This window comes from Serratia marcescens (assembly GCF_006715005.1).
GTDB lineage: Bacteria > Pseudomonadota > Gammaproteobacteria > Enterobacterales > Enterobacteriaceae > Serratia > Serratia montpellierensis.
The window spans coordinates 3,504,009-3,528,627 of the sequence record NZ_VFMJ01000001.1; the positions used below are offsets into that span (position 1 = coordinate 3,504,009).

A 24,619-nucleotide genomic window follows, 5' to 3' on the forward strand; every position below is an offset into this window, starting at 1 on the left:
TGCTCCTGTTATTATCCGGCTTGCGCCTGTGCCTGAAGGCTTTTGGCTACTATAATCAGGCTACTATACGGGTACAATATGAGCAGTTATCCTGGTATAAATAGGTACCATGCTATGTCATCAGAAGCCTTATCCGGGCCAAAAGCCCTCGGCGCATTTCTGCGCACGCACCGCGAACGCATCACGCCGGAAATGATCGGCCTGCCCAGCTCTTCGCGCCGCCGCACCAGCGGCCTGCGCCGCGAAGAACTGGCGCAAATCAGCGGCATCAGCGCCACCTGGTATACCTGGATCGAACAGGGCCGCGAGGTATCCATTTCCCCCTATACGCTGGCACGCATCGCCAAGGCGCTGCGGCTCGGCCCGGCAGAGCGCCACTACCTGTTTACCCTGGCGCGCATCGCCGACCCCGAGCAGGAAACGCACCGTGAAACCGCCAATGACGCGGTGCTGCAGAGCGTGCACCAGATGACGGTGCCCTGCTACCTGCTGGACGTGACCTGGAACGTCGTCGCCTGGAACCCACAGGCGGCGGCGTTGTTCAGCGGCTGGCTGGATGTGGCCAGCAGCCCCAACCTGCTGCACTTTATGTTCTTCCACCCATTGGCAAAAACGCTGGTCAGCGATTGGCAGGAACGCGCTCGCCGCGTGGTGGCCGAGTTTCGCGCCGAGACCAGCCATCATCAAAACACCGAAGAGATGCGCGCCTTCGTGCGCAACATGACGCACAACAGCACGGACTTTAATCACTGGTGGAAACAGCATGACGTGATGGCGCGCGAAGGCGGCGAAAGAGCGTTCGAACATCCTCAGCAAGGCGCGCTGCGCTATCGCCAGCTCACCTTCCACCCGGCGGAACACGGCGGTCTGAAGCTGGTGATGCTGATCCCGCTGCCGTAATTGGTAACAAATTCATAGACAGGTTTACCCGCCATTTATTTATTGGTTCATGTAAACGCGCTAGGGTGATTGTTACCGATGATAGTCATCATCCAGCACCGTTATTTATCTCCCGAGGTACGCCTATGCAATCCGAAGAACAACGCCTTATCGATGGTCTGTTTGGCCGCCTGAAAGAAGCCGAGACCAAGACGGGCCCACGGGATCTCCAGGCAGAACAGCAAATCAATCAGCATATTCGCGAGCAGCCTTCCGCCCCTTATTACATGGCGCAGGCGATGATCATTCAGGAAGCGGCGCTCAAGCAGATGGACCAGCGCGTCAAAGAGCTGGAAGCCCAGGTCGCGCAGCTGCAGCAAACCGCCAACGGCCAGCAAAGCAGCGGTGGTTTCCTGGCCGGCCTGTTCGGCGGCGGCAGCCGCAATACGCCGAGCCCGCGTGAACAGTACCAGGCGCAGCAGCAAAATACGGCGGCCTGGAACAACGCGCAGCAGGGGGGCTACGCGCAGCCGCAGCAACCTGCCTATGCCCAACCGCAGCAGGCGGCGCCTTCACGCGCCGGCGGCTTCCTGGGCGGCGCCTTGCAAACGGCGGCGGGCGTCGCCGGCGGCGTGGTATTGGCCGACATGCTGACCGGCATGTTCCGCCATTCGCAGCCGCAGGAAATCGTGAATATTATCGAAGAAACCCCGGCGCCGCTGGACGACAGCGCGATGCGTAATTTCGACGCCTCCAACAACCTTGATACCTTCAACAACGGCGACGGCGGCAGCTTCCTCAACCAGGACAACGGCTTCCAGAACGCCAACTATCAGGACGACACGGACTACGCCGACGACGATTACAACGACGACGACGACTCCTTCCTGTAATGCCCTCCCCCCTCTCACCTGGAGAGGGGGATTTCCCGTTTCGCCGATCTGGACTACAGTGAACGCTGTTCATTTATCCGGCCGGGAGAAACGATGCCGAGCTTTAATCCTTCATCCCCCTTCTTCAGCGAACGCCTGCAGATGCGGCCGCCGGTAATGGCGGACCTCGAACGTTTCTACGCCATCTTTGGCGATCCGCAAACCCAACGCTTCAACCCCGCCGGCCCGCTGACCAGCGAAGCGCAGGCCGCCTCGGCGCTGCAGGATCGGCTCGCCGGCTGGCGGCAGCACGGTTACGGCTCCTGGGCGATCGCCCTGCGCGAACGGCCGGATTGGGTTATCGGCTTTGGCGGCTTGTCCTGGAAACCGCTCGGCGCGCAGCGCACCGTTAACCTCGGCTATCGCTTCGATACCCGGGTGTGGGGCATGGGGCTGGCCACCGAGATGGCGTGGGCTTCACTGCAGTACGGCTTTATCGGGCTGGAAGTGGGTGAAATTTCCGCCATTGTGCGCGCGGAGAATCAGGCTTCGTGGCGGGTGCTGGAAAAGGTCGGTTTACGGCGGGTGGATACACTGGATGACGTGCCCGGCGCAGCGCCGAGCCTGGTGTATACGCTAAAGCGCGGCGACTATCAGGGCTGATCGTCGCTGATTTTGGCCAACGCCATGCGGTAAGACTTGACCTTCTGACGCTTTTTCAGCCAGGTGGTGGTAGACACGATGAACACCGCGCCCGACATCGCCAATACGCCGGTCGGATGGCCGTAAAACACCATCAAGGCAAAGTACACGGCGGAAACGATCGCCACCCATTTCGCCGTATTGCCCATGTCGTTCTTCTCCTGGGTCAAACGGCGGATGTGCTCTTCTTCACTGATTCCCATACGCGCTCCTTGTTGGCTAAACGTTCCATTATATGGAGCTGGAGTGTTGATATTTCAAGCGGTTGGATGGTAAAGAAGCGTAAAGCTCAGGCCGGCGGTTCCTGCCGCCGGGGCAGATAGCGCCCGGGCTGGTCGGCGCCCGGCAAACCGGTGCCATCGTTGCGACCAAACAGCCGGTAGCGATTGCCGGCGACCGCATCATAGACCTTGTCCGCCAGTCGCGGCGGCAGGTAACGCACCAGCGCCAGCGCGCGGTACGGCCATCCCAATTGGCGCAGCGCCCGAAACAACGCCGCCGAACGCAGCCAACAGCGCCCCTGCTCAATATAAACCACGGAATCGAAACGATCGGTCGGCAATCCCAGCGCCTGCAGGATCGCCTGCCCTTCGACGGATTGCACCGTCGCCAATAGAATGCGCCGCTGCCGATCGGCACGAATAAGGTATCTCACCAGCCCGTGACACAGATTGCATTCGCCGTCGAACAACAGCGCGCGATCGCCGGGCTGGAGATAAGGCAGTTGTGCTAAAAGGGTCATCCCGCCTCCCGATAAACGCTCGCCTTAGCCTAACGCGCCTTGGGCATGCGAACCAGAGCGGGATGGTGTGGCCCGTTAACGCGCGGGCGGGGCGTCAGGCACGGCTACCACCGCGACGCGCACCTCGTAATGCTTGGCGCTACCCGCCGGGATCACCGCCGTCAGTTTGTTGATGGTTTCCACCGGATTGTCGCTGGCCGAGGTGGCGCAGAACAGTTCGCCGCCGTGGCAGAACCCCGGTTTGGGCGGGTGCCCTCCCGGGAAAGGCGGCATGCGCATCGGTTCATCCGCCACAGGCGGCAACGCTTTGGCCGCAGGCGCCTCGGGGGCCGACATCGCGCTCGCGCTGAACAACAGCGCCATGCCCATGCAGGGCAGCGCCAGGATCTTGATTGCTTGTTTCATTGAATTAGCCTCATTTGCCGGGTTCGGGATTACGCTACCCCGCCCCCGGCCCATGAGAAAGCCGCTTTTCGCTACCTTTTCGCCCCGCTACGTTTTGCTTACATCCCGCGTCTAACGTGATGAAAGGCGAAAGGTTGGGTAAAGGGCCGTCGCGTTACTTACCGTTCGTCAGCGTGTTATAGCTGGTCATCAGGTTGCGGTAGTCCGGGATATGGTTGGAGAACAGCGCGCCCAGCCCTTCGATGTCATTGCGCCAGTCGCGGTGCAGCTCGCAGGCGACGCCGAACCAGGTCATCAACTGCGCGCCGGCGGCTTCCATGCGGCTCCAGGCCGACTGACGCGTCAGCTCATTGAAGGTGCCGGAGGCGTCGGTCACCACAAAGACCTCGAAACCTTCATTGAGCGCAGACAGCGCCGGGAATGCCACGCACACTTCGGTCACTACGCCGGCGATGATCAGCTGCTTGCGGCCGGTGGCTTTTACCGCCTTGACGAAGTCGTCGTTATCCCAGGCGTTGATTTGGCCAGGGCGAGGAATGAAGGGAGCATCGGGGAATTGGGCTTTCAGTTCAGGCACCAGCGGGCCGTTGGGGCCGTTTTCGAAACTGGTGGTGAGAATGGTCGGCAGATTGAAGTACTTCGCTAAATCACCCAGCGCCAGCACGTTGTTTTTAAACCGATCGGGATCGATATCGCGCACCAGCGAAAGCAGCCCTGCCTGATGATCCACCAGCAATACGGCGGCCTGGTCCTTGTCGAGGCGTTTGTAATTTGCAGTCATGGTTTTACTCCTGTGGGGGTTGATGTTGCGGATGAAACGCCCCGCCTGAGCGGGACGTCGAGGTTTAAGTGTAGCGCCTGAGCCGGGGAACACGTCCCGCCCCAGGCGCCAAGGTCAACCGACGGTCGCTTCAGCGTTCATGCTGCCGAACTTGCCGCTGTTGAAATCGCGGAACGCCTGCTGGATTTCCGCGTCGCTGTTCATGACAAACGGGCCGTAGCCGACGATAGGCTCATCGATCGGTTCGCCGCTCAGTACCAGCAGCGCGACGTCGTTGTTGGCTTCGATAGTGATCGAATCCCCCGCCCGGTCGAAACGCACCATTTGGGTTTCGCGCACCACGTCTTCGCCGTTGACCAGGATGGCACCGTGCAGCATCACCAGCGCCAGCGTATGGCCTTCTTTCACCGTCAGCGTGGTGGTGTGGCCGGCATTCAGCTTCATGTCCCACACGTTGAGCGGGCTGAAAGTGCGTGCCGGGCCGGCGTGGCCGCCAAAGTCACCGGCGATCACCCGCACCTGCCCTGCGCCGTCCGCCAGCGGAACCACCGGAATATCGGCGTTCAACAGCGTCTGGTAACCCGGCTCGGCCATTTTGTCTTTGGCCGGCAGGTTGACCCACAGCTGCACCATTTCCATGGTGCCGCCCTTGCGCGAGAAATCCCGTGAATGGAACTCTTCGTGCAGAATGCCGGAGGCGGCGGTCATCCACTGGACGTCGCCGGGGCCAATCACCCCGCCGCTGCCGGTCGAGTCGCGGTGTTCCACTTCGCCCTGATAGACGATGGTCACCGTTTCAAACCCGCGATGCGGGTGCTGACCCACGCCGCGGGTGCCGGAGGCGGAACGGAATTTGGTGGGCGCCGCGTGATCCAGCAGCAGGAACGGGCTCATTTCCGCCCCCAAATCGTTATAAGAGAACAGCGAATTCACCAGGAAACCGTTACCGACCCAATGTGCTTCCGGGCTGTTGTGAATACCGAGGATTTTTTTCATCTTGAACTCCCGTTTCAGGCCTCACGGCCTTAAGTTGATGTCAGAAGTTTAATCCGTCGGGGTTTGCTGCAGTAGTAGGCAAGATGTACACTCAGCGTTCTACTGGTAGAACGATAAGGGATACGATGCTGACCGATCTGAACGATCTGTTTTTCTTCGCCAGCGTGGTCGATCACCAGGGATTCGCCCCCGCCGGCCGGGCGCTGGGCATTCCCAAATCCAAGCTCAGCCGCCGCGTGGCGCTGCTGGAGGAGCGGTTGGGCGTGCGCCTGATCCAGCGCTCGACGCGGCGTTTCTCGGTGACCGAGGTCGGCCAAACCTATTACGCACACTGCAAGGCGATGCTGGTGGAAGCGGAAGCGGCGCAGCAAGCGATCGAGCAGACCCGCGCCGAGCCCTGCGGCACGGTGCGCATGTCCTGCCCGGTGGCGATCTTGCACACCCGCGTCGGCAGCATGGTGGCGGCTTTTATGGCCGATTACCCCAAGGTGACGGTACATCTGGAAGCCACCAACCGCCGGGTGGACGTGGTGGGGGAAGGGCTGGATCTGGCGATCCGCGTGCGGCCGCCGCCGCTGGAAGACAGCGATCTGGTGCTGAAGATCCTGGCGCAGCGCACCTGGTGCGTCGCCGCCAGCCCGGCGCTGGTGCGCACCCTCGGGCCGGCGCACACGCCGGAAGACCTGCGTAAATACCCGACGCTCGATCTCGGCCCGGCGCGTGGTCAGCACCAATGGCGGTTGACCGGCCCACAGGGTGAACGGGTAGAGTGGGAACACACGCCGCGGCTGGTCACCGACGACATGCTGATGCTGCGCACCGCCGCCATCGCCGGCGCCGGCATCGTTCAGCTACCGGCGATGATGATGCGCGACGACATGCTGCGCGGCGAGCTGGTGCAACTGTTGCCGGGCTGGCAGCCGCAGGGCGGCGTGGTGCACGCAGTCTACCCGTCGCGCCGCGGCCTGCTGCCGGCGGTGCGGCTGCTGCTCGACTATCTGGGTGAGCAGTTCGCCAGCATCGAAGAAGAGTGATCAGGCGGTAATTTCGATCGCATTGCCGTCCGGATCCCGGATGACGGCCTCATAGAAGCCGTCGCCGGTCCAGCGCGGCGCGGACAGCAAAATGCCCTCCTGCTGTGCGCGCTGCGCCAACCTATCGACCTGCCGCTCATCCCCCAGCGACAGCGCGATGTGCGCCCAACCGACCCGCTCCTCCTGCGCCTGCGCCGGCAACAGCGTCGGCACGCGCATGATCTCCAGCGACGGCCCGGCCGCCAGGCTGACAAAGCGGGAAACGAACCCCGATCGGTTGCGGCTGACATACTCCTCCCCCGCTTCACCGTTGAAATAGCGCTGCCAGAACGCCAGCTGCGCGTCGATGTCCTGGGTCCACAGGGCAACATGGGCAATTTTCATCATCATTCTCCGGTCGATAAGTCGCTGTGCCAGACCTGGCCGCCGCCCTGCACCACCTGCAACTCAAGCTGCGGGTGCGCGCCGCGCGCCGTCACCAGATGATCCACCCGCCCGGCGGGCAGGAAGGGGTAAGGGGCATAGGTATTGAGTTTGTCGCGGGTACACAGCACCGCCACGCTGCCGGCGCGCGTCAGCAACCGCTTTTTGAACGTGGCGTCCTGATAGCTCAGCGCCGAAAAACCGCCGGCCGGGTCGTAGGCGCAGATGCCGGTGAACACCAGATCGAAATGGAAACCGTCGATCTCTTCCGCCGCCTTGGTGTCCACGCAGCCACCGACCTGCGCATCCAGCTCGCCGCCGATCAGGATGGTGCGGATCCCCGGCCGCTCCAGCATTTTACCGGCGATACTCAACGCATTGGTCACCACCGTCAAACGCCGATCGCGCGGCAACAGCTCCGCCAAATGCAGGTGGGTGCTGCCGGCATCGAGGAAAATCAACTGTTCTTCGCCGATCACCCTCAGCGCGGTCTGCGCCAGCGCCAGTTTCTCATCGCCGCTGAGCGCCATGCGCGCCGCAACGGGGCCTTCGGCCGGCGTCGGCGCCAGCGCACCGCCATAGATACGTTTGCACAGGTTCTGCGCCGCCAGCTGGCGCAGATCGCGGCGGATAGTCGCTTCGGTGGTATTCAGCCGCTGCGCCATCTCCAGGGCAAGTACCCGCCCCTGTTGGCGAAGCGTGTCGAGAATGGCCTGGTGGCGTTCATTCGGTAACAGTTTGGACATCGCGTGGATCCGGTGGCACTGAAGTGATCACAAATGTACATAAACGTACACAATCGAACAATCACTTTTTTCGCCACGCCTAAGCGGCGGCGCTCGTCTAGACTCAAAGCGACATCACCAATAAGGGATTATGACGCGATGACCTCCGCCGTGCTTTATACGCTGTTTCCCGCCGCAGCCACCGTCGTCGGCGCTGCGGTGGCGCTCTATCGACGCCCCGGTGACGCCACGATGCGCGTCATCCATCACTTTACCGCCGGCATCGTTTTCGCCGCTGCCGCCACCGAAATCCTGCCCGATCTCAAGCAGCAGTCGCCTGTGGCCGTGTTGCTGGGCGGCGCTGTGGGGGTGCTGTTGATGTTGCTGGTTCGGCGGCTGGGTGAAAAATCGCAGGGGCCGGTCGGTTTTATCGCCGCGGTCGGCGTCGATATCTTTATCGATGGGCTGGTGCTGGGCATTGCCTTCGCGGCCGGCGCCAAAGCCGGTCTGCTGTTGACGCTGGCGTTAACGCTGGAAGTGCTGTTCCTCGGATTATCGATCGTCGGCGATTTGAAAGACTTTCTCGGCAGGCGGCTGCGTGCCATGGCGGCGATAGTCGGCCTGGCGCTGCTGCTGCCCATCGGTGGCCTGCTGGGGGCGCCGGTGGCCATGCTGGGCACATTTTGGCTGACCGCCTTTTTGGCCTTTGGCCTGATCGCCCTGCTCTACCTGGTGACCGAGGAGCTGCTGGTCGAAGCGCATGAAGGCGGGAAAGAGACCCCGTTCGCCACCGCGATGTTCTTTGCCGGCTTCCTGCTGCTGTTGCTGTTAGAGGAAGGTTTGGGGTAAAAAACAGGAATTTCATGGCGCATGCCGCCCGGAGGCAACGCTTTGGCTATACTGAGGCAGGCGAAGTTACCGCAGACGTAACGGCTTGGGCGTAAAGGGAAAACGATGTTATTGACGATCGCAAGGTGGCTGTTTCAACTCCCCGGGAAGCTGTTCGGGCTGATTTTCAAAAATCGCCTGAGGATATTTTTGTTCTTCATGCTGATCGCCCTCGCGGTGCTCGGCGCCAAGCGCTATCTGCGCGCCCACCAATATGATGACGAGTTCAGCCTCGCCGCCCCCACCGATTACAACCGCGCTATCAAGCGCGAAATGCCGCTGCGCGAGGCGCGCGAACAGTGCGGTGGGCCGCTGCACGACAATGCCGGACAGCCGTGGCCCGCCTCAGCCGGTTATCTGCATCAGCCGACGAGGCTGCCCGCGACCGGTCTGCATCGGCTGACGCTGGATAATCAGGGCAACAATTTCGCGGTGCTGGTCAAGCTGGAAACGCCGGCGGCGCCGCAGCAGCTGGCGGAAGTCTTTATTCCCCCCACCGGCAGCTTCGAGATAAAAATCAATGCGGACGCGGAACACGTCATGAAAATCAAGAACATCAAGACCGGCTGCATGTTCCGCTCCCGGCCGTTCAACCTGGATAAACAGAGCGATTGGCGCATGCCGCTGACGCTACAGAAGAACGGCAGTCTGCAGCTGCAGTCGATAGGCGATCGCCAATTCTGATCGGGCGCCGAGCGGAAGAGCCGGCGCCGCGAGGATTACTTTTTCACCGGGTGATCGCGCCGGAACAGCTCCCAGCTTTCTATTTCCTGCCCATTCGGCAAGGTACAGGTGGAATACTGGCCTGCCGCATTCTCTTTGGCGTTCAGCTTGCCGCCGATTTTGGTGCAATACACGTCGGCCGGGTTCGCCATGCCGATCGGTTTCGCCTGCGGTGGTGGCGGCGCATCGTTGGATTTCACGGAACACCCCTGCAACATCGTCATCCCTGCCAGCAGGGAAAGCATCAACGTTTTTTTCATTTTTCCAGCTTATGCAAAAACGAACGGCGGAGCGCTCCGCCGTTCGCTCATCATGAAATAAAGGATTTGCCCTGCTTCAGCACCAGATCGCAGGCTTTTTGCTTCACCTTCTCGGTGATCTGCGAGGTGCCCAGGCTGTTCAGATCCAGGCTCTTGCCTTCGCCGGTCTGCAGCAAGCCGCCCAGACCCTGCTGATAATCCTGGCTCTTGGCGTTTTCGGTGCTGGTGATGCCCAGCTTGCTGAGCAGCTGATCTTTCACCCCTTCGGCGCCGTTAGCCGACAGCACGTTGTTTTTCACGCAGTACTGCAGGATACCGGCGGCATTGGTCATGCTGCTGGAGCTCAACGCCTTGTCGCCGCCGTTCAGCAGGCCGGTCAGCGAGGAGAGCGACATGCCGCCGCTGCTGTCGCCGCCCGACTTGCTCAGTTCGCCCGCCGCGCTGCTGAGGGAATCCATCAGCCCGGCGGCCTGGGTGGCGCCGCTGGCCAGGGTAGCGGACAGCGCCAAGGCCAACAGTAAACGATGTTTGGTGATCATAGTGGTGAAACTCCTGTAATAACGGCATGCGATCGGCGCAGCGCGCCGGGATACCCTTCCGACGCCGCCGACGGCGACAAGTTCCTTTTATCTCGCCACCGCGCCGTTTTTCGGAATTCAGGAAGTTTAGAACTGCCAGCGCAGCCAGGCGAAGAACACGTTGCCGTTGTTATAGGTGCCGGGAATGTAGGTCGCCTGGAACGTCAGCCGCTGATAGCCGATAGAGGCCAGCGGCAGCGGCGCCGGAACAGGAATGTATTTCCAGTTGTCACGCGCAGTGACGCTGGCAGTGAAGCCCAGCCCCAGGCGGAAATCCTTGTCATCCAGCGGGCGCCAGATCTTCTCGTAGGCGTAGCCGCCGATCGGCTCCCACTTGTTGAAGGAATCCTTGAACGCCATGATGTAGATGCCGTGCCAGTCACCGTCGCTGTCGTAGCGGGAGATGCCGTAACCGGCGCCCCACGGACGCTCGTTGTACTTATCGATATGTTCATCATCGTAAGTCCAACGGTTGTGCCAGGTGATGGCCGGGATATAGAGATCGTGGTTAGGCGAGTTGTTCCAGGTCTCCGCCACGTTATGGGTAAACCGCTGCCATAGACCCGGTTTTTCAGCCTGCGCGGTATTGCCACTTTCTGTACCAACCTCAGCGTAAGAAGGCAGTGCAGGAAATATCAACGCCAGAGAACATGCCAAAAGAGTCCGTTTGAGAAACATCGTAAAGCTCCTGTAAAAATACGGCCGAAGATTCTTACCGATAGCCCAGGCAAGATCAAGCTGTATCTAATTTATCCAACGCCTGTTGTGCTTTGGTTAAGTTTAGCACCGGAAAATTCCCAATATTTTTTAACAGGTTGCACCGGTGTCCCCTATGCTATCGCCTTTCGAGCGGCAAAGCCGTGGGAAAAGTCCGCTTTGTCGCACGCTACTCACGGGCAAGGTGCTTGACCAACACATCGACATCGAGACGGTTCACAAACTCCAGGGAATAAGAGGAATAGAGACCGAACAGGCGGTTTTGGTGCCCGACCACCACCAGATCGATATCAGCCTGATGAATGAAATCGCTGACGTCCTTAAAGCGCCGGATGGTGACGATTTCCTTGACCGCAACCGGCGCATCGACGGCGCTCACCAACCGGCTCAGCATCGCCTTGGCGGCAATCACCTCCTGCGCCTGGCGGTCTTTGACCAGCGCATCGCTGCCGTACTCCAGCTCCGCATAGTCGGCGTTAAGGTGGCCAACGGTGATGGCGATCGGCAGCCCGCGCACCATCGCCACCGTTTGACGCAATAGCAGCAGCCCATTGCGCTCATCGTGAATCAGTACCAGAATATGTCGATAGCTTTTCATCGCTCTTCCCCCCGTCAGCCTGTGCCACTGGGGCACCGCCCTCTCTGGTAGGTATACGCCATCTGCGCACACGTAGAGAAAAGTTTACGTATCAGTTCCCACGGAATGTGATGGCCACCACGTTATATTAGCGCCCGTGACGGCATATTTTAACGCCGGCCCGACGTGACGCGCACTGCGGCCCCGTAAAGCAAAGCTGACGAAAACCGACGACTAAAAAACAATCGTTGTTAATTTTTTGTTTTTAATTGGTTACAGGATGGTTTCTTGAAATAAGCGTGCGGCGGATCACCAAAATCCCCCTTTACGTCAGCGTCGGTATTTCTTTCTCAGACTCACTGCCGGGTGTCGCCAGGCAGGATTTAACGCGGCGTCAAAAGTACCGGGTAACTCCCCCTGCATTATGATAAATGCCGACATGCCGCCATTTCTCTGTCGATATTCCATCAAGGAAAAATACCGCTGCACGCCAACACGCAATAACCCTACTTTTTATGTATTACTCAATCGCGTAAAGCGCCGAATACAAACCGCCAATTTACCGGCTGCCAACCCTATCTTGAACAAGTGGACGCTTTAAATAACTGTTAAAGCTAACGACACAACATCGCCAGCAATTTATTTTTGCTGATTTTCGCCTGACAAAATAAAGATAAATAATCCGGAGCAATCAATGAAAATAACTATCGGGTCATTCATTCTGCAACAGCTTCACGCCCTGAACGTCGATCGTATTTACGGCGTGCCCGGCGACTATAACCTCAGCCTGCTAGAGCTGCTGGAAAGCGACGACCGGCTGGCGTTTATCGGCAACTGCAATGAATTGAACGCCTCCTACGCCGCCGACGGCTACGCCCGAATGAAGGGCGCCGGCGCGCTGATCGTCACTTACGGCGTCGGCGATCTGGCCGCGTTGTCCGGCATCGCCGGAGCCTATGCCGAATCCTCGCCGGTGGTCTGCATCGCCGGCACGCCGCCGCTGCATGCGATGAAGAATCATCAGCTATTGCACCATACCTTGGGCGACGGTAATTTCGACAACGTCATGAACTGTTTTAAACAATTTACCGTTGCTCAAGCTTTGATTACGCCGGAAAATGCCGCGCAGGAAATCCCACGCGTTATTTCCCGCGCCTGGATAGAGAAGAAACCGGTCTATTTACAGCTGCCTTCCGATATTTGCGACGTCGAAATTGAAGTCGCCGCAGCCGCAGCGGCGCCGCAGTTGCCGGCCAGCGATAAATACAATGTGCAATTAGCGGCGATGGCGCTGTTAACCAAAATAAAACGCGCACAGCGTCCGATCATGTTGGTCGACCAAATGGTGGATCGCTATCAGCTGCAGCAGCAGGTTATCGCCGTCGCTCATCGTTTTGCCATTCCGTTGACCAATATGCCGACCGCCAAATGCATTATTCCGGAAGATACCGCCGGTTGGATGGGCGGCTACAGCGGCAACCTGTCGCGTCCCGAACTTTATGAACGCATGGCCCACTCAGACTGCGTGCTGAGCTTCGGCGTACGTCTGGTAGACTCCACCACCGGCTATTTCTCGCAGCAAATTCCCGCCGCCGCTCAGGTGGATATCCAGCCGTTCTCGCTGAAGCTGGACAATACCTCCTACCCGGCGGTGGCGACGACGGATCTGCTGCAGGCGCTGCTGGATCTGAGCGAAGACGCGCCGGCGCAGCGTTTATCGCCGCTGGCCGATCCCCGTGAGAAGCTGGCGACGCCGAGCGACGCGCCTATCGACCAGGCCTATCTGTGGCGACGCATCCAACGCTTCATCCAGGCGGATGACGTGGTGGTGGTGGAAAACGGCACCTCCGGTGCGGCCATCGGCGGCATGCGCATGCCGGGCGGCGTCAAGGTGGTCAACCAACCGATTTGGGGCTCGATCGGTTATACCCTACCGGCGCTGCTCGGCACCCTGATGGCAGCGCCGGAGCGCCGTCACCTGCTGTTCATCGGCGACGGCTCCTTCCAGCTCACCGCGCAGGAAGTCTCTACCCTGCTGCGCTGCGAACAAAAGCCGATCATCTTCCTGATCAATAACGATGGCTACACCATCGAACGTTATATCCTCGGCGAAAACTCGTCCTACAACGACATCAGCCCGTGGGACTATGCCAAACTGCCGGCGGTGCTGAATACCCAGGCGCAGCCGTTCAGCGTGGCAGTGGAAACCACGCAGCAGCTGGAAATGGCCCTGGAACACGCCTCGCGGCAGGATCGGCTGGCGTTTATCGAGGTGAAAGTGCCGATGATGGATACGCCGCCGGTGATGAAAGAGTTCTGCAACCGTTGCAACAGCTTTAACTTCGGCCTGACCAACCCGCGCCGCAGCGCCTGATGCGCGATCGCGCCGCTTCTCAGGAAGCGGCGTCGGTTTGCAACGCCGCTACAATCTCGCTCCCCAGCGTTTGCGCCAGTGAACGACGGGGGCCCTCTCCGATACGCAGCGCATTTACCACCGTCGGTAGTGGCAGCATACGCTCAAGCGTCTCATCGATTCGCACTCGCCGATCCAGACATTGCTGATTGAGCACGCCGACGCCCATACCGGCAGAAATCGCCGTCAGCATCCCGGTAACCGAAGGACACTCCAGGGTTATTTTGCAACGTATTCCCGCCGTGCTCAGCAACCGTTCCGCCAGACTGCGATAAAAACAATCCGGCCCGTAGCTCACCAATTTAATAGGTTCACCCTGCCGATAGCGCCAGCCCGGCGGCGAACACCAATGTAAACGCTCCCGACCGAGCAACGTCTCTGCCTCATCATCCGGGCCGTCAAACCGCTGATGCAGGATCAGGTCGAGTTCTCCCTGCACCAATCCGCGGCGCAGCACCTGACTTTGGTCGATAACCAACTGCACGTCAACCTGCGGGTGCCGATCATTGAACGCCGCCAACAGGGCAGCCAGCGGTGGCAACGGCATCTGTTCCGTGGCGCCGAGCCGCACTGCGCCCTGCAACGCTGAAGGTGCAAAATGCGCCAGCGCGCGGTCGTGTGCGCTCAAAATGCGTCGTCCGTGTTCGGCTAGCACCTCACCGTCTATGGTGGCGGCCAGCGCAGCCCCCTGGCGATCCAGCAAGGTGCGCCCCAGTAGCGCCTCCAGCCGTTTGATTTTCCAGCTGACCGCCGACTGGCTGAGATTCAGCTGCTGCGCAGCCCGGGTCATGCTGCCAGTGTCGATCACGCACAGCAACGCCCGCAAGGCATCTATCGACAAACGCTGATTCATATTTCCACCATGACAAAAATTGGGAGGAACCAACCATAACTTGTCATTGGCGTCATGGAAAGACACTGGTTAGGGTGGAAAAACACGCTCTCATCTGGAGATTCGCCATGAACGCTTTTCCAAACCTGCTTAACCAACACCGAATCATCAACGGGCATCGCATCGCTGCCGGCGTCCACGGCACGGGAGAGCCGCTGGTGCTGGTACATGGTACCCCGGCGCACGCCATCGTCTGGCGGCACGTGCTACCATCACTGATTGCGGCGGGGTTTCAAGTTCATCTCTACGATCTGCTGGGGTTTGGCGCTTCAGAGCGCCCGCTGACGGCGGACACCTCCATCGCCGCGCAGGCGGAACTGCTGCTCGCGTTGCTGGATGACTGGGAACTGGAGACGGCGCACATCTTTGGGCACGACATCGGCGGCGCGCTGTCGTTGCGTTTGGCCTTCAGCCATGCCGCGCGTTTTCGCTCGCTGACCATCGCTGATATTTGCAGCTATGATTCCTGGCCTTCGCCGTCCTGGCGCGACATGCGCGACCACTATCAACGCTATGCGGTCATGGCGCCGGAACAGCATGAACAAGCGATGACGCGGCAACTCAAAATGGCGGTGTTCAACAAAGCGCTGATGGAAGGCGAACTGCTACACCGCTATCTGACGCCGATCATCGGCGTCATCGGCCAACCGACGTTTTATCGGCATCAGATAGCTCATTACGATGCCCGCTATACCGCCGATTTTTCCGAGCATTTACCGGCTCTGCGTCTGCCTGTGCAGATCCTGTGGGGCGCCTGCGACGAATGGCAGCCGGTTAGTTACGCCTATCGGCTGCAGGGAGATATTCCCGGCGCCAGGCTGCAGGTGTTTCCCTTGGCCGGACATTTCCTGATGGAGGACGTGCCGCAGGCGGTGGCACAAGCCGTGATCGACTTCATTCGACGGCGCTGACGACATGGCCGCTACCCGCCGGCGCGCGCCATGCAGCGCTGGCGGCGTTCGTCCACCCGCTTGGCGAACCAGGCGGTGGTCAGCTTGCGGGTGATTTTCGGGCTTTCCAGCTGGATACCCGGCAGCATCTCGCGCGGCAGCTTGCCGCCCGCCAGCGCATAGACCTTCTTATACAGGTCGGTGTCGGCAAAGCCGGCCGTGTCGCCTTTCTCCAGCGCCCGGCGAATGGCGCTGTCGCTCATGTTCAGGCGCTTGCCAAGCGTGCGCACCGCCAGCTCGGTCGAGCCGGGCTTGTCGCTGCCGAAGTCGATAAGATCGCCGTCCAACGCCAGCGGAATAGCGCTCGCCCGGCTGACCGCGTTTTGGAACGCCGCGTTACGGCTGGCGTACCAGCCGGCGTTGAAGTCGGCAAAGCGGTAAATCGGCCGGCTGTAATCGGCCGGATATCCCAGCAAATGCATAATGCCGAAATACATACCGCCGCGCCGGCTGAAGACTTCGCGGCGAATCGAGCCATCGATCGAATAAGGGTACCCTTTGGCGTGCGCCTCGGCGAAGGTGACGCTCACCTGCATCGGGCCGCCGGTATGTACCGGATTTAAATGGCCGAACAGCTTCTGCCCCATCGGCACGCGGTCGATCATGTCATCGAAGATATCGCTCAGATCCTTCTCGGTACGCACCTTATCCAGCCGCTCGCTGTAGCTCTGGCCGTTCGACGACGAAATCTTCAATGCGGTGTGCACCAAAAAATTCGGGATGTGCATCTGATCGGCGCGGCGGTCGATCTCCTTCCAGGCGATCTTCGGCAGCCCCGGCACCTGCGGGTTAGCCTGGAACGTCGACTCCTGTTCGGTCACCGCCAGCACCGAACACAGGTTGTCATCGCTCGGCTCGATGCCCTGCGCGGCGAAGGCGGCGGTAATATCGGTAGCCCAGCCCTGACGATCGCCGACGTTGGCCGGGATCAGCGTCATCAGCCGGGCTTTGACGTCGGCGGGGCGCGCCGCCGGCGCCGTGGTGGTAGTTTTGCTGGTACAGCCCGCCAGCGCCAGCAGCGCGGCCAGACTTAGCCAGCGAAAAGGCATCGGGTGGAATAAACGAGGTATCGGCATCTTTTCCCTGAACGTGATGACATGAACAGCACTGAAATTAGCCCAGCCGCCGCGCACAATCCAGTATAAAGATACCGCCGCGCCTTTCCGTCAGGCCACTATGTTCAAACGATCGATAAAGATGTATTTTATATACATCATATAAATCACTTTGCTCACCCAGCCAGAGGAGCCCCCTATGGAGCAGCAGCTGCTTTGCTATAAAACCCTGCCGGAATGGAACAGCGACACGCTGCCGGAAGCCTTCCGCCAGCGCCACAATACCCAGAGCGGCACCTGGGCGAAGCTCACCGTACTGAGCGGCAGCCTGACGTTCGCCATGATGACCGAAGACGGCGCCACCACCGAGACCTGGCAGTTCAGCCCCGAAAGCCAGCCGCCGTTTATCGAGCCGCAGCAGTGGCATCGCATCGTTTCCTTCTCGGACGACATGACCTGCCGGCTGGCGTTTTACTGCACGCCGGAAGATTACTACCACAAGAAATACGAACTGACGCGCACCCACTCTGAAGTGATCGAGGCGGCAGCGCGCATCGCGCCGGGCAAGGCGCTGGATCTGGGCTGCGGTGGCGGGCGCAATTCGCTCTATCTCAATTTGAAAGGTTTCAACGTCACCGCCTGGGACAAGCACGCGCCGTCGATAGCCCGCCTCAATCAGATCATCGACGCCGAGCAGCTGACCCACCTGAGCGCCGGGGTGCAGGATCTCAATACCCACCGCTTCAGCGGTGACTACGACTTCATCCTGTCCACCGTGGTGATGATGTTCCTCGAGCGGCAGCAAATCCCGCCTATCGTGCAAAACATGCAGGACAGCACCGTGCGCGGCGGCCATAACCTGATCGTGGCGGCGATGGATAGCGAGGATTATCCCTGCCCGCTGCCGTTCCCGTTCACCTTCAGCCCGGGTGAGCTGAAGCATTATTATCGCGACTGGGAGATCCTCAAATACAACGAGGACGTCGGCCAACTGCACAAAACCGACGCCGCCGGCAACCGCATCTCGCTGCGCTTCGCCACTCTGCTGGCGCGCAAGCTATAGCGCGTCGTGAAAGATTACCCCCAGCGTGTGGCGTTGGCCGGTGCGTATCCGGCTGACGCCGTGGCGCAGATTGACCCGATAGTAGCCTTTCACTCCCGCTACCGGCCGGTGATGCACGGCGAACACCACTGCATCGCCCTGCTGCAGCGGCACCACCTCCGGCCGGCTCTGCATACGCGGCCGCTGTTCGGTCAGCACGAATTCGCCGCCGGTGAAATCCCGTTCGGGGGCGGAAAGTAAAAACACCACCTGCAGCGGAAACACCCGCTCGCCGTACAGATCCTGATCCAGGCAGTTATAATCCCCCGCTTCGTAACGCAACAGCAGCGGCGTCGGCCGCCGTTGGCCGGCCCGGTGGCATTCGGCCAGGTAGGCCTCGTGTTCGGCGGGATAGCGCGTCGCCAGGCCCAATAAGACGTTCCAGCGGTTGGCCACCGGCGCCAGCCGCGCATACATCAGGCTGCGCGCTTCGGCCACCGGCGGCGGCAGCGGATAGGCGAAGTAGCGGTACTCGCCGCGGCCAAAACCGTGCTTCGCCATCACGATGCGGCTGCGGAAGTGTGCATCCTGCGGGTAGAGCGCCGCCAGCTCGCGGCATAGCTCTTGGCTGAGCACGCTGGGCAACCGCGCGCAGCCCTGCGCATCGAGTTCACGCTCAATTGCCGCCCAGTCCAATTCGGCCAGCCGCGCCGCCAGCGCGCCGCTCATCGCTGCGCCTCTTTTTCCAGCAAGGCTTTCTTGCGCTCGACGCCCCAACGATAGCCGGACAAGGCGCCGTCGTTGCGCACCACCCGGTGACAGGGGATCGCCACCGCCAGCACGTTGGCGGCGCAGGCGCCGGCCACCGCGCGCACCGCTTTGGGCGCGCCGATGCGCCGGGCGATATCGGCATAGCTGACGGTTTCCCCGACCGGTATCGCCTGCAGCGCCTGCCAGACCCGCTGTTGAAACGCGGTGCCGCGAATATCCAGCGGCAGCGCCAGCCCGTTTTCCGGCGCTTCAATCAACCCCACCACCTGCGCCATCAGCGCTTCATACTGCGCATCGCCGCCGATCAGCTCGGCATGGGGAAATTTGTCCTGCAAATCCTGCACCAGCCGCTGCGCATCGTCCCCCAGCAGAATGGCGCAGATGCCTACCTCGCTCTGCGCCGCCAGGATCTCGCCCAGCGAACAGCGCCCGACGGCGAAATGGATGCGCATGCCTTTGCCGCCGGCCCGGTAGGCCTTCGGCGTCATACCCAGCGCGGCGTTGGCTTGCTGATAGAAGCGGCCGTTGGCGCCATAACCGGCGTCGAAGATCGCGTCGGTCACCGTCTCCTGCTGCGTAAGACCGGTGCGCAGCCGTTGGCTGCGCTGCGCATCGGCGTAGCCTTTCGGCGTCAGGCCGGTGATCGCTTTGAACAGCCGGTGGAAATGGTACTGGCTCAACCCAACGTGGCGCGCCAGCGTCTGCAGCGACGGCGCTTTCTCCGCCCGTTCGATATAGCGGCAGGCCTCGGCTATCTGCCGCGCATGCTGTTCCGTCAACGGCGTCAGCCCCTGGCGGCAGCGTTTACAGGGCCGATAGCCCGCCGCTTCCGCCTGTTCGGCATCGTCGAACAGCTCCACGTTTTGCCGATTCGGCTGGCGTGACGGGCAAGAAGGCGAGCAATACACGCCGGTGGTTTTCACCGCGTAGATAAAGCGGCCGTCGGCGTGCTTGTCGCGGCTGACGATCGCCAGCCAGCGCGGATCGGCGCTGTCGATTACGTTTTTCATCATCCGTTCCTCACTGCGGTTTCGGTGTTAACCAGCATAGTGACGGGCCGTTGGCGAAACACGCCGACTCTTGCTTTTTAATTCGGCGCCGACGTTTTCAGCAATGTTTCGACAATTTTTAACCAACAACATGAAGTTTATTACGTTGCCAACCCGGTTGCACAGCGTTAGGATCGCGGCCGGCCACGGGCGTGGCCAGTGTTTTTGCCTGTTAGTTGCGCGCATGGAGAGGTTATTGTGTTAGAGAGTTTTGGCGTCCTGAATTTATGGACCTATTTGGCCGGGGTGGTCTTCATTATCATACTGCCGGGGCCGAATACGCTGTACGTGCTGAAAACCGGCATATCGCGCGGCGTGCGCGCCGGCTATACCGCCGCGCTGGGCGTATTTATCGGTGATGCGATTTTGATCTTCTGCGCCTATATCGGCGTGGCTTCGCTGATCCGCACCACGCCGTTCCTGTTTACCCTGGTGCGTTTTCTCGGCGCAATTTACCTGCTGTTCCTCGGCGCAAAAATCCTCTACGCCACCTTCGTGCAGAAGGCGCAGGCGCAACAGCAGCAAATTGAGGGCGGCCACAGCATTCTGCGCAAATCGCTGACGCTGAGCCTGACCAACCCAAAAGCTATCCTGTTTTACGTGTCGTTCTTCGTGCAGTTCATCGATTTCAACTACGCGCACACCGGACTGTCGTTCACCATTCTGGCGCTGATCCTCGAAGCCGTCAGCTTTATCTACATGAGCACGCTGATCTTCTCCGGCGCGATGCTGGCGCATTTCTTCAATCACAAGAAAGGCCTGGCGAAGCTCGGCAACGGCCTCATCGGCCTGCTGTTCCTCGGCTTCGCCACCCGTCTGGCGACCCTGAGCTCGTGATCCCTCCCGGCCGGCGCCCGCCGGCCGCGGTTTACCCTTCCGTCACGGCAAAATGACACGCAGGACAAACCGAATGTCAGGCAGACCAAAGCCGCCGCTTTCCCGCTGATCTAGACTTGCAGGGTTAACGATAACCTGATGAGCCTGATCGGAGGATGTATGTCTGACAATACCGTAGCCGTGCTGGATAGCGTATCGCGTTTTCTCGATCGTCAGCATGGGCTGTATATCGACGGCCAGTGGCGCGCGTCCGCCGCGGAAGGCCGCCTGGCGGTGTATAACCCCGCCAATGGGCAGCAGATCGCCACCACCGCCGACGCCAATGAACACGACGTCGCGCTGGCGGTGCAGTCCGCCCACAAAGCCTTCAGCGCAGGCGTCTGGGCGCAGCGTCTGCCGGTAGAGCGCGAACGCATCCTGCTGCGCTTCGCCGATCTGGTGGAACAACACGCCGAAGAGCTGGCGCAGCTCGAAACCCTGGAGCAGGGCAAATCCATCAACATCGCCCGCGCTTTCGAAGTCGGTAGCACCCTGAACTGGATGCGTTACACCGCCGGGCTGGCGACAAAAATCACCGGCCAGACGCTGGACGTGTCCATTCCGATGCCGCCGGGCGCCAAATATCAGGTTTATACCCGTAAAGAGCCGATCGGCGTGGTCGCCGGCATCGTGCCCTGGAACTTCCCGCTGATGATCGGCATGTGGAAAGTGATGCCGGCGCTGGCCGCGGGCTGCTCCATCGTCATCAAGCCGTCGGAAACCACCCCGCTCACCCTGCTGCGCATCGCCGAACTGGCGAGCGAAGCCGGCGTGCCGCCGGGCGTGTTCAACGTGGTCACCGGCCGCGGCACCGTGTGCGGCAAAGCGCTGACCGAACATCCGCTGATCGCCAAAGTCAGCTTTACCGGCTCCACGCCGGTGGGCAAAAGCATCGCGCGCGCGGCGGCGGATCGCCTGACCCGCGTAACGCTGGAGCTGGGCGGCAAAAACCCGGCCATCGTGCTGAAAGATGCCGATCCACAGCAGGTGATCGAAGGCCTGATGCTCGGCAGCTTCCTCAACCAGGGGCAGGTGTGCGCCGCCAGCTCGCGAATTTATATTGAAGCGCCGATTTATGATCGGTTGGTGGCCGGATTCGAACAGGCGGTGAAATCGCTGTCGGTCGGGCCGGGGATGGATACCGGCGCGCAAATCAACCCGCTGGTGTCGCTCGCGCACCGCAACAAGGTGGCGGCCTACCTGGACGACGCCCGGGCGAAAAACGCCGAGCTTATCGGCGGCGCGGCCGGGCCGGACGCCAACGGCTTCTACATTCCGCCGACCCTGGTGATCAACCCGGACGATCGGCTGAACCTGACGCGCGAGGAAGTGTTCGGCCCGGTGGTCAACCTGATTCGGGTGGCGAGCGCCGAAGAGGCGCTGAGCAAGGCCAACGACACCGACTTCGGGCTGACCGCCAGCCTGTGGACCACCAGCCTGCAGCAGGCGATGGCGCTGACGCCGCGCATTCAGGCCGGCACCGTGTGGGTCAACACCCATACGCTGATCGATCCGAATATGCCGTTCGGCGGGTTTAAACAGTCGGGCAGCGGCCGTGACTTCGGCCCGGATTGGCTGGATGCCTACACCGAATCGAAATCGGTCTGCATCCGCTATTGAGTGAAGCGGCGCGGGCCTGGCCCGCGCCCTGACTTACTGATACTGCCGACGGTATTCGCTCGGCGACATGCCGAAACGCTGCTTGAAAGCGGTCGAGAAATGGCTGTGATCGGTGAAGCCCCAGTCGAGGCCGACGCCGGCCAGTTTTTCCTGCCCGGCGGCGCTGCGCAGCGCCTGCGCGCACAGATCCAGCCTGCGGTTCCTGATGTACTGCGCCACCATCAGCCCCTGACGGGCGAACACCCGATACAGGCTGCGTAACGACACCCCCAACTCGGCCGCCACCCACTCAGGGCGCAGCTGCGCCGACTGAATATGCCTGTCGATCAATGCCAGCGCCTTGTCGAAGACCGGTTGCTGCCCCTCCGGGCGCGCCTGTTCGAGCGCCAGCGCCGGACGCAGCAGCGCCGCCAGCGCATTCAGCACCGCCTCGCTTTCCGCCGCGGCGAGCTGAGGATCCTGCATACTGCTCAGCACCAGCTGGCGGCTGAGGCGCACCGCGCTGAGCTCAGCCCCGAGACGCTGGGCGCAAGGCGGCGGCACCGGCAGGCAGCCGCGCGGCAACAGCAGAGAGATTTGGCGCGAATCGCGCTGGAAGGTAAAGCTACTGGGCCGTGAGGCGTCGATCAGCGTCATGTCGCCGGGAGAGAGCACCGTTTGGCGATCGCCCTGCTCCATCAACGCGCTGCCGCGCAGCTGGAAAACGGTGAAAAAGTGCGCACCGTCACTGCGGGCGATCTCGCTCGGCGTGCGGTACAGCCGGGCCTGAGACACGTCGACCACGCTCAGACGCAGGGCATGAGCGCGAAACTCCTGCATCGCCCCGCTGAAGCCGGGCCCCAGCGTTTTTGCGCAGAATCGGCCGCAGGCGGTGTTGATTTTCCCCAGCCACTCTTCAAAGCCGGCGTCCCGGAGCGTTGCCAATGCCGTCATGATCTCTCCCTTCAAACGCCGGCGGTGCTGCGCCGTTGAACAGAAAAACACCATAACAATCCGTTAACACACAATCAATGGCGAACGGGGGATTTGGCGTCGCGATCACAGATCATCGGGCGCTGTCATTCATCCGCCACGAAACCGTCATCTCATCGTCACAGGCCTCGCCAAAAATACAGGCTGATCTCCCCTTCACGTTGACACCCTGGACATGACCCGATGAAATCGTTGCAAAAATCCGTTTTAGCGCTGTGTTTGTTTACCACCAGCGCCCTGGCCGCGTTCCACGCGCAGGCGGCAGAGGAAGCCCAACCGTTCACCACCGCGCAGCAGGTGGATCTGACCCACATCCTGCCGCCGCCGCCGGCCAACGACTCGGCGCAGACCCAGCGCGAACTGCGGGAAGTGCTCGACATGCAGCAGAAACGCACGCCGGAAATGGCCAGCCAGGCCAAGGCGGATGCGGAAGAGAACGTCTGGGTGTACAGCAACGTGATGGGGCCGAAGTTCAACGCCAAAGCGCTGCCGGCCGTGAGCGCCTTCTTCGATCGCATCGTCGCGACCGAGGCGGCGGTGGTGGATCCGGCGAAAGATTTCTGGAAGCGCCCGCGCCCGCATATGCTGGACAGCCGCATCGAGCCGATCGTCAAGCGCTCCAGCTCCGGCTCCTGGCCTTCCGGCCACACCACGCTGGGCACGCTGATGGGCATCACCTTAGCCAATATGGTGCCGGAAAAGCGCGCCGCCATTATGACGCGCGCCTGGCAATACGGTGACAACAGAGTGGTGGCAGGGATCCACTACCCTTCCGATATCGAGATGGGCCGCATCGCCGGCAGCGTCATCAGCCAGCAGCTTTCACAGCAGCAGGATTTCCAGCAGCAGTACCGGCAAGCGCGCGACGAGCTGCGCCAGGCGCTGGATTTGCCTGCGGATAAATAGACCCGGCGGCTAACACCGGGCCCTGACGGCCCGGTTTACGGCTGTTTGTCCAACAGGTAACGCACCACCGCGGCGTACTCTTTGGCGTAGCCTTCAACGCTGGTGCTGGCCATGCCGGCATTGTCTATCTTGTATTTGCCTGCCACGTAGAACGACGGGGTGCCGCGCACCTCGAATGCTTTCACCGCCTCGTTCTGCTTGGCGATCAATCCTTTGACCAGCAGGCTGTGGCGTGCGTTTTCATAGGTAGCGGCATCGATGCCGGCCGCCGTAAACACCCGCTGAATATCGTCGGCGCCGTTGACGGCGCGCTGTTTCTGCACCGCGTCGAACATCGCCCCTTCAATCTTGTCTTCCACGCCCAGCACCGTCGCCACCGCCCAGGCTTCGGTCAGCTCATTGCCCAGTTTGCCCATCAGGCTGACGTGATATTTGGTGACTTTCTCACCGGCGGGCAGCGCCTGCGCCACGGTACTGCCTACGCGATAGGTCTCGGCGAACTGATAGCAAGGGCCGCAGTAGAAGGAGAAGAACTCCACCACCGCCGGCGCGGCGGCCACCGGCTTATCCAGCCGGGTGTATTGCTCGCCCGCACGGTAATCCGCGGCCTGAACCGCAGGCAGCGCCAACATCAATACGACGGCGGCGGCGAACGAACGTTTAACTTTTGCCAACATAAACACTCCTGGTTTCATCTATGAACATCGTCCTTAGCGGCGGTTTTTATAATCAAATAACCGCCAGAAGACCAGTTTTTATTACCTTCTATTT

Annotated in this window: 29 protein-coding genes; 12 read left to right on the top strand and 17 right to left on the bottom strand. The window is 60.9% G+C overall.

The features are described 5' to 3' along the window. The first annotated feature begins 114 nt into the window (after positions 1 to 114). The 3 genes from FHU12_RS17050 (at position 115) to FHU12_RS17060 (ending at position 2,414) form a co-directional block, all read left to right on the top strand. Positions 115 to 900 carry a helix-turn-helix transcriptional regulator gene (locus FHU12_RS17050; protein ID WP_141970739.1) on the top strand — a complete coding sequence of 262 codons (786 nt, stop codon included), beginning with the start codon at positions 115 to 117 and terminating at the stop codon, positions 898 to 900. 125 nt (positions 901 to 1,025) lie between these two features. Continuing rightward, positions 1,026 to 1,772 (top strand): DUF2076 domain-containing protein, encoded by a 747-nt coding sequence (locus FHU12_RS17055; protein ID WP_141970741.1) that lies wholly within the window; start codon positions 1,026 to 1,028, stop codon positions 1,770 to 1,772. Between the two features lie 93 nt (positions 1,773 to 1,865). Continuing rightward, on the top strand, positions 1,866 to 2,414 hold the full coding sequence (locus FHU12_RS17060; RefSeq protein ID WP_141970744.1) for a GNAT family N-acetyltransferase: 549 nt from the start codon (positions 1,866 to 1,868) through the stop codon (positions 2,412 to 2,414). On the opposite strand, the gene FHU12_RS17065 is transcribed toward FHU12_RS17060, so the two are convergent. From FHU12_RS17065 to FHU12_RS17085, 5 genes are all read right to left on the bottom strand, one after another. After that, positions 2,405 to 2,656, bottom strand: coding sequence for a hypothetical protein (locus FHU12_RS17065; RefSeq protein ID WP_025301707.1), 252 nt, complete (start codon positions 2,654 to 2,656; stop codon positions 2,405 to 2,407). The two genes, FHU12_RS17060 and FHU12_RS17065, sit on opposite strands and share 10 nt — an antisense overlap. Positions 2,657 to 2,742: 86 nt before the next feature. Then, positions 2,743 to 3,195 carry a thiol-disulfide oxidoreductase DCC family protein gene (locus FHU12_RS17070; protein ID WP_141970746.1) on the bottom strand — a complete coding sequence of 151 codons (453 nt, stop codon included), beginning with the start codon at positions 3,193 to 3,195 and terminating at the stop codon, positions 2,743 to 2,745. A gap of 75 nt (positions 3,196 to 3,270) precedes the next feature. Next, on the bottom strand, positions 3,271 to 3,600 hold the full coding sequence (locus FHU12_RS17075; protein ID WP_127146275.1) for a hypothetical protein: 330 nt from the start codon (positions 3,598 to 3,600) through the stop codon (positions 3,271 to 3,273). Between the two features lie 154 nt (positions 3,601 to 3,754). Next, positions 3,755 to 4,381 (bottom strand): isochorismate family cysteine hydrolase YcaC, encoded by a 627-nt coding sequence (ycaC, locus tag FHU12_RS17080; RefSeq protein WP_025301704.1) that lies wholly within the window; start codon positions 4,379 to 4,381, stop codon positions 3,755 to 3,757. Between the two features lie 114 nt (positions 4,382 to 4,495). Then, a complete protein-coding gene (locus tag FHU12_RS17085; protein ID WP_141970749.1) occupies positions 4,496 to 5,377 on the bottom strand; it encodes a pirin family protein in 882 nt (293 codons plus the stop codon). Between the two features lie 125 nt (positions 5,378 to 5,502). Here FHU12_RS17085 and FHU12_RS17090 point away from each other — a divergent pair, with 125 nt between their 5' ends. Continuing rightward, a complete protein-coding gene (locus FHU12_RS17090) occupies positions 5,503 to 6,411 on the top strand; it encodes a LysR family transcriptional regulator (protein ID WP_033634044.1) in 909 nt (302 codons plus the stop codon). On the opposite strand, the gene FHU12_RS17095 is transcribed toward FHU12_RS17090, so the two are convergent. Both FHU12_RS17095 and FHU12_RS17100 read right to left on the bottom strand, forming a co-directional pair. Then, positions 6,412 to 6,795, bottom strand: a complete 384-nt coding sequence (locus FHU12_RS17095) for a VOC family protein (protein WP_185742325.1) — start codon at positions 6,793 to 6,795, stop codon at positions 6,412 to 6,414. Positions 6,796 to 6,797: 2 nt separating this feature from the next. Continuing rightward, complete coding sequence (locus FHU12_RS17100; protein WP_141970753.1) at positions 6,798 to 7,580, bottom strand: DeoR/GlpR family DNA-binding transcription regulator; 783 nt, start codon at positions 7,578 to 7,580, stop codon at positions 6,798 to 6,800. 138 nt (positions 7,581 to 7,718) lie between these two features. Here FHU12_RS17100 and FHU12_RS17105 point away from each other — a divergent pair, with 138 nt between their 5' ends. Both FHU12_RS17105 and FHU12_RS17110 read left to right on the top strand, forming a co-directional pair. After that, on the top strand, positions 7,719 to 8,408 hold the full coding sequence (locus tag FHU12_RS17105; protein WP_141970755.1) for a ZIP family metal transporter: 690 nt from the start codon (positions 7,719 to 7,721) through the stop codon (positions 8,406 to 8,408). 105 nt (positions 8,409 to 8,513) lie between these two features. Further along, on the top strand, positions 8,514 to 9,131 hold the full coding sequence (locus FHU12_RS17110; RefSeq protein ID WP_141970757.1) for a hypothetical protein: 618 nt from the start codon (positions 8,514 to 8,516) through the stop codon (positions 9,129 to 9,131). A 35-nt stretch (positions 9,132 to 9,166) separates the two neighbouring features. Here the strand turns inward: FHU12_RS17110 and FHU12_RS17115 are convergent, their stop codons facing one another. The 4 genes from FHU12_RS17115 to FHU12_RS17130 form a co-directional block, all read right to left on the bottom strand. Next, complete coding sequence (locus FHU12_RS17115; RefSeq protein WP_141970759.1) at positions 9,167 to 9,430, bottom strand: putative hemolysin; 264 nt, start codon at positions 9,428 to 9,430, stop codon at positions 9,167 to 9,169. A 50-nt stretch (positions 9,431 to 9,480) separates the two neighbouring features. After that, positions 9,481 to 9,969 (bottom strand): YjjA family protein, encoded by a 489-nt coding sequence (locus tag FHU12_RS17120; RefSeq protein ID WP_015376789.1) that lies wholly within the window; start codon positions 9,967 to 9,969, stop codon positions 9,481 to 9,483. Positions 9,970 to 10,095: 126 nt separating this feature from the next. After that, the gene (gene pagP, locus FHU12_RS17125) at positions 10,096 to 10,686 is read right to left on the bottom strand and encodes a lipid IV(A) palmitoyltransferase PagP (RefSeq protein WP_141970761.1); all 591 of its coding nucleotides are present in this window, start codon (positions 10,684 to 10,686) and stop codon (positions 10,096 to 10,098) included. A 208-nt stretch (positions 10,687 to 10,894) separates the two neighbouring features. Beyond that, a complete protein-coding gene (locus tag FHU12_RS17130) occupies positions 10,895 to 11,323 on the bottom strand; it encodes an adenine nucleotide alpha hydrolase family protein (RefSeq protein WP_141970763.1) in 429 nt (142 codons plus the stop codon). Positions 11,324 to 11,996: 673 nt separating this feature from the next. On the opposite strand from FHU12_RS17130, the gene FHU12_RS17135 reads away from it, so the two are divergent. Beyond that, entirely contained in the window at positions 11,997 to 13,676 is a 1,680-nt protein-coding gene (locus tag FHU12_RS17135) for an alpha-keto acid decarboxylase family protein (protein ID WP_141970764.1), read from the top strand. 19 nt (positions 13,677 to 13,695) lie between these two features. On the opposite strand, the gene FHU12_RS17140 is transcribed toward FHU12_RS17135, so the two are convergent. After that, the gene (locus FHU12_RS17140; protein WP_141970767.1) at positions 13,696 to 14,568 is read right to left on the bottom strand and encodes a LysR family transcriptional regulator; all 873 of its coding nucleotides are present in this window, start codon (positions 14,566 to 14,568) and stop codon (positions 13,696 to 13,698) included. A 107-nt stretch (positions 14,569 to 14,675) separates the two neighbouring features. On the opposite strand from FHU12_RS17140, the gene FHU12_RS17145 reads away from it, so the two are divergent. Next, complete coding sequence (locus FHU12_RS17145) at positions 14,676 to 15,518, top strand: alpha/beta fold hydrolase (protein ID WP_141970769.1); 843 nt, start codon at positions 14,676 to 14,678, stop codon at positions 15,516 to 15,518. An 11-nt stretch (positions 15,519 to 15,529) separates the two neighbouring features. Here FHU12_RS17145 and FHU12_RS17150 read toward each other — a convergent pair whose 3' ends face one another. Further along, a complete protein-coding gene (locus FHU12_RS17150; protein ID WP_141970771.1) occupies positions 15,530 to 16,633 on the bottom strand; it encodes a DUF1615 domain-containing protein in 1,104 nt (367 codons plus the stop codon). A 178-nt stretch (positions 16,634 to 16,811) separates the two neighbouring features. Here FHU12_RS17150 and tehB point away from each other — a divergent pair, with 178 nt between their 5' ends. Then, positions 16,812 to 17,675 (top strand): SAM-dependent methyltransferase TehB, encoded by an 864-nt coding sequence (tehB, locus tag FHU12_RS17155; RefSeq protein ID WP_141970773.1) that lies wholly within the window; start codon positions 16,812 to 16,814, stop codon positions 17,673 to 17,675. On the opposite strand, the gene FHU12_RS17160 is transcribed toward tehB, so the two are convergent. Together FHU12_RS17160 and ada are read right to left on the bottom strand one after the other, a co-directional pair. Continuing rightward, positions 17,670 to 18,383 carry a 2OG-Fe(II) oxygenase gene (locus FHU12_RS17160; protein ID WP_141970775.1) on the bottom strand — a complete coding sequence of 238 codons (714 nt, stop codon included), beginning with the start codon at positions 18,381 to 18,383 and terminating at the stop codon, positions 17,670 to 17,672. The two genes, tehB and FHU12_RS17160, sit on opposite strands and share 6 nt — an antisense overlap. After that, on the bottom strand, positions 18,380 to 19,435 hold the full coding sequence (gene ada, locus FHU12_RS17165; RefSeq protein ID WP_141970778.1) for a bifunctional DNA-binding transcriptional regulator/O6-methylguanine-DNA methyltransferase Ada: 1,056 nt from the start codon (positions 19,433 to 19,435) through the stop codon (positions 18,380 to 18,382). Before ada ends, FHU12_RS17160 begins: the two co-directional genes overlap by 4 nt. A 237-nt stretch (positions 19,436 to 19,672) precedes the next feature. Between ada and leuE the strand changes: the two genes are divergently transcribed. Both leuE and FHU12_RS17175 read left to right on the top strand, forming a co-directional pair. Next, positions 19,673 to 20,311 carry a leucine efflux protein LeuE gene (gene leuE, locus FHU12_RS17170; protein WP_004940625.1) on the top strand — a complete coding sequence of 213 codons (639 nt, stop codon included), beginning with the start codon at positions 19,673 to 19,675 and terminating at the stop codon, positions 20,309 to 20,311. Between the two features lie 159 nt (positions 20,312 to 20,470). Next, the gene (locus tag FHU12_RS17175; protein ID WP_141970780.1) at positions 20,471 to 21,970 is read left to right on the top strand and encodes an aldehyde dehydrogenase family protein; all 1,500 of its coding nucleotides are present in this window, start codon (positions 20,471 to 20,473) and stop codon (positions 21,968 to 21,970) included. Positions 21,971 to 22,003: 33 nt separating this feature from the next. On the opposite strand, the gene feaR is transcribed toward FHU12_RS17175, so the two are convergent. Then, complete coding sequence (gene feaR, locus FHU12_RS17180) at positions 22,004 to 22,903, bottom strand: transcriptional regulator FeaR (protein ID WP_141970782.1); 900 nt, start codon at positions 22,901 to 22,903, stop codon at positions 22,004 to 22,006. Positions 22,904 to 23,125: 222 nt separating this feature from the next. On the opposite strand from feaR, the gene FHU12_RS17185 reads away from it, so the two are divergent. Next, positions 23,126 to 23,848: an acid phosphatase gene (locus tag FHU12_RS17185; protein WP_049295113.1), complete on the top strand. Its 723-nt coding sequence runs from the start codon at positions 23,126 to 23,128 to the stop codon at positions 23,846 to 23,848. Positions 23,849 to 23,883: 35 nt separating this feature from the next. Here the strand turns inward: FHU12_RS17185 and FHU12_RS17190 are convergent, their stop codons facing one another. Beyond that, positions 23,884 to 24,525: a DsbA family protein gene (locus FHU12_RS17190; protein WP_025301687.1), complete on the bottom strand. Its 642-nt coding sequence runs from the start codon at positions 24,523 to 24,525 to the stop codon at positions 23,884 to 23,886. Positions 24,526 to 24,619: the final 94 nt, after the last annotated feature.